Source organism: Planomonospora sp. ID67723 (assembly GCF_015711605.1).
Taxonomy (GTDB): Bacteria; Actinomycetota; Actinomycetes; order Streptosporangiales; family Streptosporangiaceae; genus Planomonospora_A.
On record NZ_JABTEZ010000003.1, the window covers coordinates 397,644 to 412,842 of the forward strand.

Below are 15,199 nucleotides of genomic sequence, written 5' to 3' on the forward strand. Positions count from 1 at the left end.
GTTGATCGTGAAGCTAAACGCTCCCACCAGGCACGTCAATGCTTTCTTTTAGGAAACTTTATTGATAATTAGACGCAGGGCCCGCCTCCCGCCGGATGGCGGGGAGGCGGGCCCTGCGTGGCGGCGCCGCGGCGGGCGGTGTCACGGCTGGCGGTTGGTCCCGGTGTGCTGCGCCCGGCGCAGCGGCATCGACTGCTTGGCGAGGCGCTGGGTCTGGCGCTGCGCCTGGGGCCCGCCGGACCCCTTGCCGCCCTGGGCGCCTGCACCCCGCTCCTCGCGGAGCTGGGCGGAGGTCACCGGGCCCGGACCCTTGCGGACCGGCTCCGCCCTCTTCTGCTCGTGCTGAGCCTTCGTCTGGCGCGACTTCGAACTCATCGGAAACCCCCGAGGCATATTTGACTTATATGCCCTTATGTCCGTTTGGTCTTGTGGGAAACGCGGACGGGTCGACCGGCTGCGCGGAAGAGTCCCTCAGGGGGCCGGGGGGAAGGGGTGGGGCGGGGCCGTGCTCTCGCGGACGATGAGTTCGGTGGCCAGTTCGACCCGCCGGAGCTCGGGCGCCTCGCCGCGGCCCATGGCCAGCACGGTCCGGGCCGCCAGCGCGGCCATCTCCTGGAGCGGCTGGCGGACGGTGGTCAGCGGCGGCCACGCCGAGCGGGAGAGCGGCAGGTCGTCGAAGCCGACCACGGACAGGTCCTCGGGGACGCGCAACCCGCGCTGGCGGGCCGCCTCGAAGACGCCGAAGGCCTGCAGGTCGCTCCCGGCGAAGATCGCGGTGGGCGGGTCGTCCAGGGAGAGCAGGGCGTGGCCGTGGTCGTGCCCGGAGTCCACCAGGAAGGTGCCGCGGCGGATCAGCTCGGCCGCCGCCTCGACTCCGGCGGTCTCCAGCGCGGCGCGGTAGCCGTCGATCCTGGCCTGGCTGCAGAGCATGTCGGCGGGACCGCTGATCATGCCGATCCGCCGGTGGCCGAGCTCCAGCAGGTGCCGGGTGGCGGCGAGGCCGCCGTGCCAGTTGGTCGCGCCGACCGAGACGACGCCGGGCGCGGGCTCGCCCTCGGGGTCGACCACGACGAACGGCAGGGAACGGGCGCTGAGCTGCGCCTGCACCGTGGTCGAGAGCTTGGAGGCGACGATCACCACCCCGTCGGTGCGCCGGGCGGCGAGCCGCTCCAGCCAGTCGCGGCCCGGCCCCGCATGGGTGTGCAGCACGGAGATGACGACGCTGGCGCCCGCCTCGTGGGCCGCGTCCTCGGCGCCGCGCACGATCTCCATGGCCCACGGGCTCTCGATCTCGGCGAAGACGAGGTCGACCAGGCCGGCGGGGCCCTCGTCCTGGCTGACGCGGCGCTGGTAACCGTGCTTGTGGAGCAGCCGCTCAACCCGGTGGCGGGTCGCGGGGGCCACCTCGGGCCTGCCGTTGATGACCTTGGACACCGTGGGCACCGAGACCCCGGCCTCTTCCGCGATCTGAGCGATCGTTACCCGCCTCTTGCTGGACATGCGCGGCAGTCTATCCGAAACTTTCGGGATCTGTGGCCGTCCAGCCTGGTGGCCGATCCCAAGCTGTGTCCTCACCTTCTATTGACGTGTAACCGGCATTTTACCTAGGCTTCGGGCACGAAACATTCGGGGGTTAACCGAAATTTTCAACGCGACGCGGAAAGGATTGACGGCGATGTCACTGCGTCGACGCGGTCTGGTCATGGGTGCGGCGATAACGGCGGCCTCCCTCCTTCTCGGAGGCTGCGGCGGCGGCTCAGAGAACGGGTCGGAGGCCTCCCCCGGAGGCAAGGTCACCATCGAGTGGTGGCACATCGGCACCGCCGAGCCCAACAAGACGATCTATGACGGGTGGGCCAAGGCGTACCAGGCCCAGCACCCGAACGTCACCATCAAGGTGACCCCGATGGAGAACGACGCGTTCAAGTCCAAGATGGCCACCGTCACCACGGCGGCCAGCGCTCCCGACATCTTCTCGACCTGGGGCGGGGGCGTTCTCAAGCAGCAGCTCGACGCCGGGATCGTCAAGGACTTCGGCGACGTGAACGCGATAGGGAAGTTCACCTCGGCGGCCCTGGCGGCCTACCAGATCGACGGCAAGACCTATGGAATCCCCGTCGACGTCGGCATGGTGGGCTTCTGGTACAACAAGAAGCTCTTCGCCGAGGCCGGCGTCACCGAGCCGCCCGCGACCTGGCCGGCCTTCCTCGACGCGGTCAAGAAGCTCAAGGCGGCGGGGATCACCCCCATCGCGCTGGCCGGCAAGGAGAAGTGGCCCGGCCACTACTACTGGACCTACCTCGCCATGCGCATGGCCGGGCTCGACGCGCTCAAGCAGGCGGCGACCACCCACGACTTCACCGGGGCCGGCTTCGTCGCGGCGGGACGGAAGCTCAAGGAGCTGGTCGACCTGGAGCCCTTCCAGAAGGGCTTCCTCAACGCGGCCTACAGCACGCCCGACGGGCAGGCCGCCACGGTGGGCAGCGGCAAGGCCGCGATGGAGCTGATGGGCCAGTGGGCCCCGTCCGTGCAGAAGGACGCCGGTGGCGGCATCGGCGAGGACCTCGGCTTCTTCCCCTTCCCGGCGGTCGAGGGCGGCCAGGGCGCGGCCACCGAGGCGCTCGGCGGAGGCAACGGCTTCGCGATCGGCGCGGACGCCCCCGCCGAGGCCGTGGACTTCCTGAAGTTCATCTCCCAGATGGACAACCACAAGAAGTTCGTGGAATCCGGCGCCGGGCTCCCCGCCCTAGCCGGAGGCGAAGAGGCCATCAAGGACGCCAACCTCAAGACCGTGGCCACCACGCTGGCCGGGGCGACCGGCTTCCAGCTCTACCTGGACCAGGCCTACCCGCCCGCGGTCGGCCAGGAGATCAACGACAGCGTGGCCGGGCTCATCGCAGGGTCCAAGACGCCCGAAGAGGTCGCGGCCGCCATCACCGAGACGGCCAAGGCCGAAGGATAACCACCTCCGGCAGTGACATCCGGTACGGCGGGCGGGCCGGAGCAGGCCCGCCCGCCGTACCACCCCCCGACACGGAGCAACGCACATGACACATCCGGCGTTGACGGAACGCCCGGAGAAGCGGCCGCGGACCGGGGCCCGGCCCGGGCCCGGCCCGGGCCCGGCCACGGTACGCCGCCGCCGGCTCAGGGGCCTGGCGACCGTCGCCCTCTTCATCCTTCCCGCCCTCGTGCTGTACGGCCTGCTGGTGCTGGCACCCATCGCGATCGCGGCGTACACCAGCATGTTCCGCTGGAACGGACTGGGCGGGTGGCCCGAGGACTTCGTCGGCCTCGACAACTTCACCCGCCTCTTCGACAGCGACGTCTTCCACGGCGACCTGCGCAACGGTCTGATCATCATCGTCCTGTCGCTGCTGGTCCAGCTCCCGTTCGCCCTGGGGCTGGCGCTCCTGCTCAACCGGCGCATGCGCGGCAGGGCGGTCTACCGGCTGCTGTTCTTCGCGCCCTACGTCCTCTCCGAAGTGATCACCGGCGTGCTGTTCTCGCTGATCCTCTCGCCGGAGAGCGGCCTGGCCAACCAGCTCCTGCGCGCGGTGGGACTGGAGGAACTGGAGCGCGCCTGGCTCGCCGACCCGTCCACGGTCCTGCCCGCCCTCTTCGCGGTCATGACCTGGAAGTACTTCGGCTTCTACATGATCCTGTTCCTGGCCGGACGGCAGGGCATCCCCGCCGAGCTCGGCGAGGCCGCCGCCATCGACGGCGCCACCGCCTGGGAGCAGTTCCGCCACGTCACGCTCCCGCTGCTCGGCCCGACCATCCGCATCGCCGCCTTCCTCTCGATCATCGGCACGGTCCAGCTCTTCGACCTGGTCTGGGTGCTCACCGGAGGGGGACCCGACCACGCCTCCGAGACGCTGGCCGTGACCATGTTCCAGTTCGGCTTCAAGCGGACCCAGGTCGGCTACGCCAGCGCGATCAGCGTGGTGATGTTCCTCCTCAGCATGATCTTCGCCCTCGCCTACCTGCGCTTCGTCATGCGGCGCGACACCCAGGGCGCCGTCACGACGATGGGAGACCACCGATGAGCCGTCGCCGGCCCGCCGGACCGTCGCGCGCCAAGGGGCTCTCCCTGCACCTGCTGGCCGTGCTCCTGGCCGCGTTCGTCCTCGTCCCGATCCTGTTCGGCGTGCTCGGCGGGTTCAAGGACAACGCCCAGCTCGCCACCAACCCCTTCGGGCTGCCCGCGCCCTGGCACCCGGAGAACTACACGGAGGTCCTCGGCTCGGTCTCCTTCTGGCGGCAGATCGGCAACAGCGTCCTCGTCGCACTGGCCACCACGGTGCTCGTCGTCGGGCTCTCGGCGCTGGCCGCGTTCGCGTTCGCGCGCTTCGCGTTCCGGGGCCGGGAGGTGCTCTTCACGATCTTCACGGCCGGCCTGATGTTCCCGTTCGCGGTGGCGATCCTGCCGCTCTTCGTCCTGATGCGCGCCTTCGGGCTGCTGGACAACCCGCTCGGGGTGATCCTGGTCCAGGCGGCGTTCGGCCTGCCGATGACGATCATCATCCTGCGTGGCTTCTTCGCGGGGGTCCCGCGCGAGGTGGAGGAGGCCGCCGTCATCGACGGCTGCACGCCGTTCGGCGTCTTCTGGCGCGTCCTGCTGCCGATGGCGCGGCCCGCCCTCGCCACCGTCTCGGTGCTGGCGATCGTGGCGAGCTGGAACAACTTCTTCCTGCCGCTGGCGGTGTTCAACGACCCCGACTGGTGGACCATCCCGCTGGGCGTCCAGCAGTTCCAGGGACAGTACTCCAGCGACATCGCCCGGACCCTCGCCTACGTCGTCTTGGCCATGGTGCCCGCGCTGGCCTTCTACGCGGTCGCCGAACGCCACCTGATCAGCGGACTGACCGCTGGAGCTACGAAGGGATGAACGCGTGACCCTGCATGTGTCCGGAACCCACCTCGTCACCGCCGACGGCACCCCGGTACGGCTGCGCGGAGTGGGCCTCGGGGGCTGGATGAACATGGAGAACTTCATCACCGGCTACCCCGCGAACGAGTCGGCGATGCGCGAGGCCGTGGCGGAGGCGATCGGCGAGGACCGCGCCGAGCTGTTCTTCGACCGGCTGCTGACCTCCTTCTTCACCGAGGCCGACGCGGCGCTCCTGAGCGAGATCGGCATGAACTGCGTGCGGATCCCGGTCAACTACCACCACTTCGAGTCCGACGAGCGGCCTCTCGAGATCATCGAGCACGGCTTCCGCCACCTGGACCGGGTGATCGACCTGCTCGGCCGGTACGGCATCTACAGCGTGATCGACCTGCACGCGGTGCCGGGCGCGCAGAACCAGCACTGGCACTCCGACAACCCGACGCACGTGGCCTCCTTCTGGCGGCACCGCCACTTCCAGGATCGGGTGGTCCACCTGTGGGAGGTCATGGCGGACCGGTACAAGGACAACCCCTGGGTGGCCGGGTACAACCCGGTCAACGAGCCCGGCGACCCCACCGGCCGCGCGGTCGGCCCGTTCTACGACCGGCTGGTCAAGGCGGTGCGCGCCGCCGACCCGCACCACGTGCTCTTCCTCGACGGCAACACCTACTCCACCGACTTCTCGGTCTTCCGCGAGCTCTACGAGAACACCGTCTTCGTCTGCCACGACTACGCCCTGGCCGGCTTCGCGCACGGCGGGCCGTACCCCGGCCACACCCGGGGCGAGTGGGTGGACCGGGAGCGGCTGGAGCGGACCTTCGACAAGCGAACGGTCTTCCAGCGCCAGACCGGCACGCCGATCTGGGTGGGGGAGTTCGGCCCCGTCTACACCGGGGACCCGGAGGTGGACGCCCAGCGCTACCAGATCCTCCGCGACCAGCTGGAGATCTATGACGCGCACGGGGCCGGCTGGTCGCTCTGGACCTACAAGGACGTCGGGCTGCAGGGCCTGGTGACGCCGGACCCGGCCGGGCCGTACCTGGAGCGGTTCGGGCCGTTCATCGCCAAGAAGAACCGGCTGGGCGCCGACCGGTGGGGCTCCACCATGGAGGAGTCGGCCGGCGTCCTGGCACCGCTGCACGAGCTGGTGGTCACCGAGTTCCCGGACTGGGACCCCTACCCGTGGGGCGCCCGCTACCAGACCGACGACCTCATCCGGCACATCCTGCTCGCGCAGGCGCTGCTGCCGGAGTACGCGGCCCTGTTCAAGGGCCTGTCCGACGAGGAGCTGCTCGCGCTGGCCGACTCGTTCGCGCTGTCGGCCTGTGTGCGCCGTGAGCCCCTGATCGAGCTGCTCGCCGGGAACCTGGGAGCCTCCGGAGAGCGCTGACAGCGGGGACGCACGGCCGTCCGGGAGGCAACCCGACATGGATCCCGGACGGCCGTACGCCGCTCGGCGGGCCCGGCCGCGCGACCGCCGGCCGCACCGCCGGACCGGGCGCGCGGACCGGGCGGCGCTTCAGCCGCGCAGCCGCCGGACGGCGAGCGCGGCCACCCGGACCGCGGCCGAGGGCGAGAGCCGTACCCCGCGCCAGGCCAGGCGGCCCGAGGCCGGGGCCACGATGAGCGCCCGGTTGCGGGCGACGCCCTTGATGATGTCCGCCGCCAGGGCGTCGACGGAGTAGAGCCGTCCCATGGTCCTGGTCGCGGACTCGCGGGCGCCCGCACCCGTCGCGGTCTGCGGCAGGCCGGGGTTGGCGTGGTCCAGCAGCGGGGTGTCGGTGAAGCCGGGGCAGACCACGCTCACCCGTACGCCGTGCGTCCGGGCCTCGGCCCGCAGCGCGAGCGAGAGCCCGACCACCGCGTGCTTGGTCGCGGTGTACGGCAGCATCAGCGGGGCGGGGGTCAGCCCGGCCAGCGAGGCGGTGTTGACGATGTGGCCGTGACCCTGCTCCACCATGATCGGGTAGGCGGCGTGCACGCCGTGCACCACGCCGCGCAGGTTCACGTCGATCGTACGGTTCCAGTGGTCGAGGGTGAGCTCCTCGGTGGTGCCGCCGACCGCGATCCCGGCGTTGTTGAACACGAAGTCGAGTCGCCCGCGCTCGCCTCGCACCCTTTCGACGAGTTCCCGTACGGCCTGCGCGTCGGTGACGTCGAGCCGGGCGCTCGCGCAGCCGAACTCCTTGGCCGTGCGCTCGGCCCCCGCCTCGTCGAGGTCGGCGGCGACCACGTGCACGCCGCGTCTGCTCAGCTCGCGGCAGACCGCCCGGCCGATGCCGGACGCGCCCCCCGTCACGATCGCCGTCCTGGCCCCGGGCCGGGCCCCGCCGCTCTCAGATGGTCCGCTCACCGCGCCGCTTTCCTGGTAGGGGGGTCGTCGTAGATGCCCATCATCTTCCAGACCCTGCGCTGGAGCGAGTTCATCATGCCCAGCTCGGCGCAGAGCTCCCGGGTCTTGCCCACCGAGTCGCGGATCTCCGCGGCGGCGTCGGGGTTGTCGGTGTAGACCTCCCTGACGACCTGGTCCGGGATGCGGAACGCCCTGATCATGGGTCCGGGCGGGGAGAGCATGATCCGGGCCATGAGGCCCAGGACGACCGGGGAGACCAGCCCCAGCACGAAGCGGCGGTAGCGGGGCATCCGGGGAACCCTGCGGCGCAGGTAGTGGCGGGCGAAGGAGATGTGCCTGGCCTCCTCCGCGATGTGGATGCGCATGATGGTCTCCTCAAGCGGGTGCTTGATCTGACCTTCTTTGAGGGTCTTGCGCTGCACGTGGTCGATCGGGTCCTCGCCGCCGAGCACGAAGATGAAGAACAGCTCGGTGGAGATCAGCGGGATCCACGGGGCGACCTGGGCGAGCAGGCTGAGCGGGCCGGGCATGCCGCGGATCGGAAGCTTCGTGCGGTTGACGAACTCCTGGAACATCATCCCGTGATGTCCCTCTTCGATGGTCTCGTGGTAGACGTAGCGGAACTCGGGGGAGCCGTTCGGCAGCCGGTAGGCGTAGTTGAGCAGGCCGCGCTTGAGCAGGTTCTCGAACTGCAGGCCGATCTTCATGGCGGTCGCCACCCGCCAGAGACCGATCTTGGCGCGGACCTCGGGCGGCTGGGCCCGGTACCACGGGTGGCCGCCCAGCTTGTCGACCCCGGGCAGCTCCCAGCGCGGGTCGTCCTGGCGGACCAGGAAGTCCGGGTCGTCCCAGGGGATGTCGACGTAGGGCTCCCAGTGCTTGTCGACCGAGGCCTTCGAGAGGCGCTCGATGACCGCCTCGTAGGCGCGTTTCTCCGCGACCTGCTGGTCGTTCTCTCTGGCGGCGGTGGTGCTCGGAGCGGGTGTCATCGTGCACTCCCATCGGATGTCCTGCTCCGTAATTGTACGGAGAATCCAATAGGCCGGGAAGTCCTCTGGGGGGTGTGACGTCCGTCACTCTGCGTAGCTCGGGAGCCGTCTGGGGGTGAGAGGTCTCTCATGCCGGAGGGATGTCCTTAACTCAGGGTTGTATTCAGTCCACTCCCGATCCTCCGCGTCAGCTCTCGGTTGCTCGCGGTGATGCCACTCTTCCCTTATGACAGCAGCGACCGCTCCCCGGCCCCTTGTGGGAGCCGTGCTCCTGTTGTTCGTCAGCGCCGCCTGGGGGTCGGCCTTCCCGCTGATGAAAGACCTCATCGAGCGCATCCCGGTCGCCGACCTGGTCGCCGAGCGGTACGCCCTGGCCACGTTGGCGCTGCTCGTGCTGCGCCCGAGCTGCCTGCGGGGGCTGCCGGAGAACACCTGGCTGACCGGCATCCTGCTCGGCCTGCTGTTCGGGGTGGGGCAGACCGCCCAGGCGGTGGCCCTGCACGACCTGCCCTCGTCGGTCTCGGGGTTCACCGTCGGGTCCTACGTGGTGATCACCCCGGTCCTCGGGCTGGTCGTGCTGGGCGCCAGGCTCTCGGGGCGGACCTGGGCGGCGGTGGCCCTGGCGATGGCCGCGATGACGGTCTTCACCCTGCTGCGCGGGGCCGAGGGCGCCGACATCTCCCTGCCCGCCCTGGTCGTCACCCTGCTGTCCGCGGTGCTGTACTCCGCGCACACCCTGGTGCTCGGCGCATTCGACCGGGGACGCCAGGACGCCTACGCGATCGCGGTGATCCAGCTCGGCGTCATCGCCGTCATGACGGGGGTGCTCGCCGTACCGGACGGGCTGACCCTCCCGGAGACCCCCGCGGACTGGGGGATCCTCGGCCACCTGTCGATCGTGGCCTGCGCCCTGGGGTTCCTGGCCCGCTCGTTCGGCCAGGTCCACGTCCCGCCGGTGCCCGCGGCGGTGATCCTGTCCGCCCAGCCGATCTGGGTGACCGCCCTGGCCACCCTGGTGTACGGCGAGTCGCTCACCTGGACCGTCTTCCTCGGCGGCGGGCTGATCGCCGGGGCGATGCTCCTGGTGGTCCTGCCCGGCGGGCGGACGCTCCGGGCGCGATCTCAATAGAGCAATGCTCTGTACGGCTGATCGCCCGCTCGTTAGAGTAAGTGAGCACTGATTGGAGCGGGCATGGATCTTGAGGACTACCGGCGGCGGGCCAGGGCCTGGCTGGAGGCCAACGCCCCCGACGCCAGGGCCGAGGGCACCCCCGACGAGAGCGGAGTCGCCGCGGCGAAGGCGTTCATGGCGAAGCTGTACGACGCGGGCTACTCGGGGATCACCTGGCCCGAGGAGTGGGGAGGCCAGGGCCTGACCCAGGCCGAGGACCGCGCATTCGCCGCCGAGGCCGCGGCCTTCACGCTGCCGACCTACGTGTTCTCCATCGGCCTGGGCATGTGCGGGCCGACCCTGGTCGACCTGGGCACCGACGAGCAGCGCCGCCGGTACGTCCGGCCGCTGCTGCGCGGCGAGGAGATCTGGTGCCAGCTCTTCTCCGAACCCGGCGCCGGCAGCGACGTCGCGGCGCTGCAGACCCGCGCGGTCCCCACCGACGGCGGCTGGGTGGTCGACGGGCAGAAGGTCTGGACCTCCGTGGCCCAGCACGCCGACTGGGGCCTGCTGCTGACCCGCACCGACGTGGACGTGCCCAAGCACAAGGGCCTGACGATGTTCATCGTGGACATGCACGCCCCCGGCGTCACCGTCCGGCCGCTGCGGGACATGACCGGCCGCGCCCACTTCAACGAGATCTTCTTCGACGGCGTGCACATCCCGGCCGAGAACCTGGTCGGGCAGGTGGGCGGCGGCTGGAGCTGCGCGGTCACGACCCTGCTGCACGAGCGCCTGTCGATCTCCAGCGGGGTCGGCATGAGCGGGCAGAAGGACAACCCGGCCGCCTTCGAGGCGCTGCGCGCCGCCTTCGCCGACAACGCGGGCGGCACCGGTGACCCCCTGATCAGGGACCAGCTCGTCGAGCTCTACGTCCGCTCCCGCGCCCTCGCCCTGTTCAACCAGCGGCTCGCCCAGGAGACCAGGGCCGGGATCTTCCCCGGCGCCCGGGGCAGCGCCGCCAAGCTGCTGCTGGCCGAGCTGACCCTGTTCCAGGCCGACCTGGCCACCTCGCTGGCCGGGCCGGAGGCCGTCGCGTACTCCGGCGACGGGGGCGGCGGTGACGGGGGCGAGCGCGGCGCACGGCTGGCCAACGCGATCGCGCTCGCCCCCGCCATGGCCCTGGGCGGCGGGACCAACGAGATCATGCGCAACATCGTGGCCGAGCGGGTGCTGAACCTGCCCCCCGAGCCCCGCACCGACAAGAACGTGCCGTTCAGGGACCTGAGGACGAGCGGGTCCTCCTCGTGACGCCGGCGACCACCGCGGAAGGGCGGTTCGTGTGAAACTCGTGCTCACCCAGGAGCAGCGGGAGCTGCGCGAGGCCGTCCGAGGCTTCCTGGCCGCCGCCTCGCCGCTGCCCGCCGTACGGGCCGCGATGGAGTCGGAGACGGGCCACGACCCGGCCGTCTACCGGCGGCTCGGCGGCGAGCTGGGACTCTGCGGACTGATCATCCCCGAGGAGTGCGGCGGAGCCGGGGCCGGGTACGCCGAACTCGCGGTCGTCCTCGAGGAGACCGGGGCGGCGCTGCTGCCGGGACCGTTCCTGGCCACCACCGCCGCCGCCATCGCGCTCACCCAGGTCCAGGCGCCCGACAAGGAACTGCTCGGCGGCATCGCCGGAGGCCGCGTGACCGCCGGGTTCGCCCCCGCCTCGGGCGTGACCGCCGACGCGCTGAGCGGGGACGGGCGGGCCGCGCTGAGCGGCGTCGTGCCGCAACTGATCAACGGCATGGACGCCGACGTGCTGCTGGTCGAGGCCGCCGCGGCCCAGGGCCCCGTGCTGGTGGCGGTCGAGGCCGGCGGCGAGGGCGTCACCCGCGAGGCGCTCACCACGCTCGACCCCACCCGCCGCCAGGCCAGGGTGACCTTCGGCGGGGCCACGGGCCGGGTGCTCTCCGAGGGCGACGCGGCCGGTCTGGCCAGGGCGCGGGACCTCCTGGCGGTGGCGGTGGCGGCCGAGCAGCTCGGGGTGCTGCGGGCCTCGCTGGAGGCGATCGTGGCCTACAGCGGCATCCGGGTCGCCTTCAACCGGGTCATCGGCTCCTACCAGGGCGTCAAGCACCGGCTCGCCGACATGCACTGCAAGCTTGAGCAGGCCGAGTCGATCGTCCGCCACGCCGCCTGGGCCGCCGACGAGGACCCCGCGGAGCTGCCCGTCGCCGCCGCGCTCGCCCAGGTCTACGTGGGCCGGGCCTGCTTCGAGGTGGCCCGCGACAGCCTCCTGCTGCACGGCGGCATCGGCTTCACCTGGGAGCACGACGCCCACCTGTTCTACAAGCGGGCCAAGGCGGACGAACTGCTCCTCGGCCCGGCTCGGACCCACCGCACCCGTCTCGCCGACCTGCTGGAGCTGTAGAGGAGAGAACCCATGGCCGACATCAGCGGGCTGCCCGGCTTCTACCGGATCGCGCAGGCCGACCCGGACCGCCGGGCGGTGATCGACACCGACGGCGCGGTGACGACCTACGGCGAGCTGCTCGTCCGGGTCAACCGGATCTCGCACGGGCTGCGGGCACGCGGGCTCGGCCGGGGGGACGCGATCGCGGGCGTGCTGCCAAACGGGATCGACGCGGTGACCATGCTGATGGCCACCGGGCAGATCGGGCTGTACTACGTCCCGGTCAACTGGCACCTCACACAGAGCGAGATCGACTACATCGTGCGCGACAGCGACGCCCGGCTGGTCGTCACCCCCGACTCGGGAGGAGCCGCCGCCCTGGCCGAGGGGCAGCCGGAGACCGAGCCCGCCGACCGGACCGCCGGCGCCGTGATGTGGTACACCTCGGGCACCACCGGCTTCCCCAAGGGGGTGCGGAGGCCGCTGACCGGGGCCGAGCCGGAGGCGGCCGTCCCGCTCTACACCTGGTTCCTCGGGGAGGTCTGCGACCTGCGGCCGGGTGACGAGGTCCACCTGGTGACCTCGCCGATGTACCACTCCTCCCCGTGCGCGCACACCGCCTTCGCGCTGCACCTGGGGCACACGCTGGTCATCGCGCCCAGGTTCGAGCCGGCCGTCATCCTGGAGCTGGTCGAGCGGTACCGCGTCACCAACGCCATGATGGTGCCGACCATGTTCCACCGGATGCTGCTCATGCCGCCGGAGGTCCGGGCGCGCTACGACGTGTCCTCGCTCCGCCAGGTGGTCCACACCGGAGCCGCCTGCCCGGTGGCGGTCAAGAAGGGGATCATGGACTGGTGGGGGCCGGTCCTGTACGAGTACTACGGCTCCACCGAGTCGGCCATCGCCTTCGCCGTCAAGCCGCACGAGTGGCTGGAGCGCCCCGGCACGGTCGGCCGGCCGGTCCCGACGTTCGAGGCGAGGATTCTCGACGAGAACGGGGCCGAGCTCCCCCCGGGCGAGCCCGGCATGATCTACGTCAAGTCGGGGCTCGGCGGCTTCGAGTACCACAAGGACCCCGGCAAGACGGCCGCCAGCATGCGGGGGGAGTGGTACGCCCCCGGCGACATCGGCTTCCTGGACAAGGAGGGCTACCTGTTCCTCTGCGACCGCCGTACCGACCTGATCGTCTCCGGCGGGGTGAACATCTACCCCGCCGAGGTCGAGGCGGCGCTGCTGGAGCACCCGGCGGTCGCCGACGTCGCGGTGATCGGCGTGCCCGACGCCGAGTGGGGCCACGTCGTGGTCGCGCTCGTCCAGGCCGTGCCCGGCCCCCGGCCTCCGGCGGAGGAGCTGCTGGAGCACCTCGGCCCGCGCATCGCCCGCTTCAAGCACCCGAGGGTGATCGAGTTCCGCGAGGAACTGCCCCGCACCCCCACCGGGAAGCTCTCCCGGTCCAAGGTCCGCGAGCAGTATCTGTCCGGAGGCGTCACGGAGAGCTGATCAGCTCGGCGCCGGCGTTCCTGCGGTGCTCCTGGGGGCTGACGCCGCGCACGCGCTTGAAGGCGGTGCTGAGTGCGAAGGCGCTGCCGTATCCGACCCGCGCGGCCACCGCGCCCACGGTGGCGTCGGAGCCGCGCAGCAGGTCGGCGGCGAGCGTCAGCCGCCAGTCCGTCAGGTAGGCCATGGGCGGCTCGCCGACCAGCGAGGTGAAGGAACGGGCCAGGGCGGCCCGGGAGACGCCCACCTCGGCGGCGAGCCCGGCCACCGTCCAGGGCCGCGCCGGGTGGGTGTGAATCAGCCGGAGCGCCCGGCCCACCACCGGGTCGCCGAGGGCGTGGTACCACGCCGGGGTCTCGGCCTCCGGGCGGGAGAACCAGGCGCGCAGGACGGCGATGAGCAGCAGGTCCAGCAACCGGTCCAGGACGACCTCCTGGCCGGGCTCGTCCTTGACGATCTCCTGCCCGAGCAGCGGGACGAGCGGGCTGTCCAGGGACTCGCCGGGCAGGACCAGCAGCGCGGGCAGCGCCCGCAGCAGCCGGTGGCTGATCTCCGAGTGCGGCTGGTAGGTGCCCACCAGCATCACCACCTGCCCGTCCGGGTCGTTCCCCCAGCTCCGCACGCCCAGGGTCATCGCCTCGGACAGGTCCTCACCCTCCGGGCTGGTGCAGCGCTGCCCCGGATGGACGATGACCTGGGGAGGGGTGGCCGGGTCGTCGGCGAAGGTGCAGGGGTCGGGACCGCGGGTGATCGCCACGTCCCCCGGGCGCAGCAGCACCGCCTCGCCGCGGTCGGGGATCACCCAGATCTCGCCGCGGACCACGGCCGTCAGGGAGAGCGGCGCCCGGTCCTCGATCCGCACCGACCACGGGGGGCTCAGCATCGCGCGCAGCAGGAACGCCTCCCGCGCCCTCGGCCCGTCCAGGAGCCCCGTCAGTGCGTCCATGCCGCCCAGCATAGATCACGAGATAGACGAACAGACATGGAATTGAGCATCTCGGCCATGGAGCGTCTCATGGTGAACGGGGTTCACTGGGGTCATGACAGAGAAGACGACGTTGGTCATCGGAAGCAACGGCAAGACGGGCCGGCGGGTGGCCGACCGGCTCCGGGAACGCGGCGTGACGGTGCGGGCCGGCTCCCGCTCGGGGAACCCGCCGTTCGACTGGGCCGATCCGGCCACCTGGGATCCCGCGCTGCGGGGCGCGGAGTCGGCGTACATCACCTACTACCCCGACCTGACGGCCCCCGGAGCCGTGGAGGCGGTCGGCGAGCTGGCCCGGCGGGCGGTGGGCGCCGGCGTACGCCGCCTGGTGCTGCTGTCCGGCAGGGGCGAGGATGCGGCCCTGCGCAGCGAGGAGGCGGTGCGGGATTCCGGCGCCGAGTGGACCGTGGTGCGTGCGAGCTGGTTCGCCCAGAACTTCGACGAGGGCCACCTGCTGGAGCCGGTGCTCGGCGGCACGATCGCACTCCCGGCGGGGGAGGTCGCCGAGCCGTTCGTCGACGCCGGGGACATCGCGGACGTCGTGGTCGCGGCGCTCACCGGGGACGGGCACGCGGGCCAGGTCTACGAGGTGACCGGCCCCCGGCTGCTGACCTTCGCCGAGGCGGCCGCGGAGCTCTCCAGGGCGTCCGGGCGGGAGGTCCGGTACGTGCCGGTGTCCGCCGACGGCTACGCGGCCACGCTGGTGGAGTACGGCGTGCCGGCCGGGGAGGCGGAGATGCTGGCAGGTATGTTCGCCGAGATCCTGGACGGCCGCAACGCCAGCCTGGGCGACGGCGTCCAGCGCGCGCTGGGCCGCCCGCCCCGCGACTTCGCCGACTACGCGGTGGAGGCCGCCGCCACCGGCGTCTGGAAGGACTGACGGGCCCTCGCGGGTGCGGAGCCGTCACGCAGCCGGGTGCGGAGCCGGGCGGAGAACCGGTCACGTGACCGGGAGCGGGGCCGGCC

General features: G+C 71.5%; 14 protein-coding genes. 9 read left to right on the forward strand and 5 right to left on the reverse strand.

Features of this window, described 5'->3' with window-relative positions:
- Positions 1-141: 141 nt before the first annotated feature.
- Together HS041_RS23510 and HS041_RS23515 are read right to left on the reverse strand one after the other, a co-directional pair.
- Entirely contained in the window at positions 142-375 is a 234-nt protein-coding gene (locus HS041_RS23510) for a hypothetical protein (RefSeq protein WP_196442975.1), read from the reverse strand.
- A gap of 96 nt (positions 376-471) precedes the next feature.
- Complete coding sequence (locus HS041_RS23515; RefSeq protein ID WP_196442976.1) at positions 472-1,500, reverse strand: LacI family DNA-binding transcriptional regulator; 1,029 nt, start codon at positions 1,498-1,500, stop codon at positions 472-474.
- Positions 1,501-1,675: 175 nt separating this feature from the next.
- On the opposite strand from HS041_RS23515, the gene HS041_RS23520 reads away from it, so the two are divergent.
- The 4 genes from HS041_RS23520 (at position 1,676) to HS041_RS23535 (ending at position 6,284) form a co-directional block, all read left to right on the forward strand.
- On the forward strand, positions 1,676-2,962 hold the full coding sequence (locus HS041_RS23520; protein WP_230879566.1) for an extracellular solute-binding protein: 1,287 nt from the start codon (positions 1,676-1,678) through the stop codon (positions 2,960-2,962).
- 100 nt (positions 2,963-3,062) lie between these two features.
- Positions 3,063-4,049, forward strand: coding sequence for a carbohydrate ABC transporter permease (locus tag HS041_RS23525; protein ID WP_230879567.1), 987 nt, complete (start codon positions 3,063-3,065; stop codon positions 4,047-4,049).
- A complete protein-coding gene (locus HS041_RS23530; protein WP_196442978.1) occupies positions 4,046-4,891 on the forward strand; it encodes a carbohydrate ABC transporter permease in 846 nt (281 codons plus the stop codon). The genes HS041_RS23525 and HS041_RS23530 overlap by 4 nt, the downstream gene beginning before the upstream one ends.
- Positions 4,892-4,895: 4 nt before the next feature.
- Complete coding sequence (locus HS041_RS23535) at positions 4,896-6,284, forward strand: cellulase family glycosylhydrolase (RefSeq protein WP_307845428.1); 1,389 nt, start codon at positions 4,896-4,898, stop codon at positions 6,282-6,284.
- 129 nt (positions 6,285-6,413) lie between these two features.
- Here the strand turns inward: HS041_RS23535 and HS041_RS23540 are convergent, their stop codons facing one another.
- Together HS041_RS23540 and HS041_RS23545 are read right to left on the reverse strand one after the other, a co-directional pair.
- Positions 6,414-7,247 carry an SDR family NAD(P)-dependent oxidoreductase gene (locus tag HS041_RS23540; RefSeq protein WP_196442979.1) on the reverse strand — a complete coding sequence of 278 codons (834 nt, stop codon included), beginning with the start codon at positions 7,245-7,247 and terminating at the stop codon, positions 6,414-6,416.
- The gene (locus HS041_RS23545; RefSeq protein WP_196442980.1) at positions 7,244-8,236 is read right to left on the reverse strand and encodes an AurF N-oxygenase family protein; all 993 of its coding nucleotides are present in this window, start codon (positions 8,234-8,236) and stop codon (positions 7,244-7,246) included. Before HS041_RS23545 ends, HS041_RS23540 begins: the two co-directional genes overlap by 4 nt.
- A 226-nt stretch (positions 8,237-8,462) precedes the next feature.
- Between HS041_RS23545 and HS041_RS23550 the strand changes: the two genes are divergently transcribed.
- The 4 genes from HS041_RS23550 to HS041_RS23565 all read left to right on the forward strand — a co-directional run bounded on the left by HS041_RS23550 (position 8,463) and on the right by HS041_RS23565 (position 13,251).
- Complete coding sequence (locus HS041_RS23550; protein WP_196442981.1) at positions 8,463-9,365, forward strand: DMT family transporter; 903 nt, start codon at positions 8,463-8,465, stop codon at positions 9,363-9,365.
- A 63-nt stretch (positions 9,366-9,428) separates the two neighbouring features.
- Complete coding sequence (locus HS041_RS23555) at positions 9,429-10,658, forward strand: acyl-CoA dehydrogenase family protein (RefSeq protein ID WP_196442982.1); 1,230 nt, start codon at positions 9,429-9,431, stop codon at positions 10,656-10,658.
- A gap of 31 nt (positions 10,659-10,689) precedes the next feature.
- Entirely contained in the window at positions 10,690-11,766 is a 1,077-nt protein-coding gene (locus HS041_RS40150) for an acyl-CoA dehydrogenase family protein (protein WP_196442983.1), read from the forward strand.
- Positions 11,767-11,778: 12 nt separating this feature from the next.
- Entirely contained in the window at positions 11,779-13,251 is a 1,473-nt protein-coding gene (locus HS041_RS23565; RefSeq protein WP_196442984.1) for an AMP-binding protein, read from the forward strand.
- On the opposite strand, the gene HS041_RS23570 is transcribed toward HS041_RS23565, so the two are convergent.
- Entirely contained in the window at positions 13,238-14,194 is a 957-nt protein-coding gene (locus tag HS041_RS23570; RefSeq protein WP_196442985.1) for an AraC family transcriptional regulator, read from the reverse strand. The genes HS041_RS23565 and HS041_RS23570 overlap by 14 nt on opposite strands.
- A gap of 94 nt (positions 14,195-14,288) precedes the next feature.
- On the opposite strand from HS041_RS23570, the gene HS041_RS23575 reads away from it, so the two are divergent.
- The gene (locus HS041_RS23575; RefSeq protein WP_196442986.1) at positions 14,289-15,113 is read left to right on the forward strand and encodes an NmrA family NAD(P)-binding protein; all 825 of its coding nucleotides are present in this window, start codon (positions 14,289-14,291) and stop codon (positions 15,111-15,113) included.
- The last annotated feature ends 86 nt before the right edge of the window (positions 15,114-15,199 follow it).

What these genes read in the sequence shown, in the direction of transcription:
- HS041_RS23565 (WP_196442984.1), top strand. Translation starts at nt 11,779, where the DNA reads ATGGCCGACATCAGCGGGCTGCCCGGCTTCTACCGGATCGCGCAGGCC.
- HS041_RS23575 (WP_196442986.1), top strand. Translation starts at nt 14,289, where the DNA reads ATGACAGAGAAGACGACGTTGGTCATCGGAAGCAACGGCAAGACGGGC.
- HS041_RS23520 (WP_230879566.1), top strand. Translation starts at nt 1,676, where the DNA reads ATGTCACTGCGTCGACGCGGTCTGGTCATGGGTGCGGCGATAACGGCG.
- HS041_RS23555 (WP_196442982.1), top strand. Translation starts at nt 9,429, where the DNA reads ATGGATCTTGAGGACTACCGGCGGCGGGCCAGGGCCTGGCTGGAGGCC.
- HS041_RS23515 (WP_196442976.1), bottom strand. Translation starts at nt 1,500, where the DNA reads ATGTCCAGCAAGAGGCGGGTAACGATCGCTCAGATCGCGGAAGAGGCC.
- HS041_RS23570 (WP_196442985.1), bottom strand. Translation starts at nt 14,194, where the DNA reads ATGGACGCACTGACGGGGCTCCTGGACGGGCCGAGGGCGCGGGAGGCG.
- HS041_RS23510 (WP_196442975.1), bottom strand. Translation starts at nt 375, where the DNA reads ATGAGTTCGAAGTCGCGCCAGACGAAGGCTCAGCACGAGCAGAAGAGG.
- HS041_RS23550 (WP_196442981.1), top strand. Translation starts at nt 8,463, where the DNA reads ATGACAGCAGCGACCGCTCCCCGGCCCCTTGTGGGAGCCGTGCTCCTG.
- HS041_RS23530 (WP_196442978.1), top strand. Translation starts at nt 4,046, where the DNA reads ATGAGCCGTCGCCGGCCCGCCGGACCGTCGCGCGCCAAGGGGCTCTCC.
- HS041_RS23545 (WP_196442980.1), bottom strand. Translation starts at nt 8,236, where the DNA reads ATGACACCCGCTCCGAGCACCACCGCCGCCAGAGAGAACGACCAGCAG.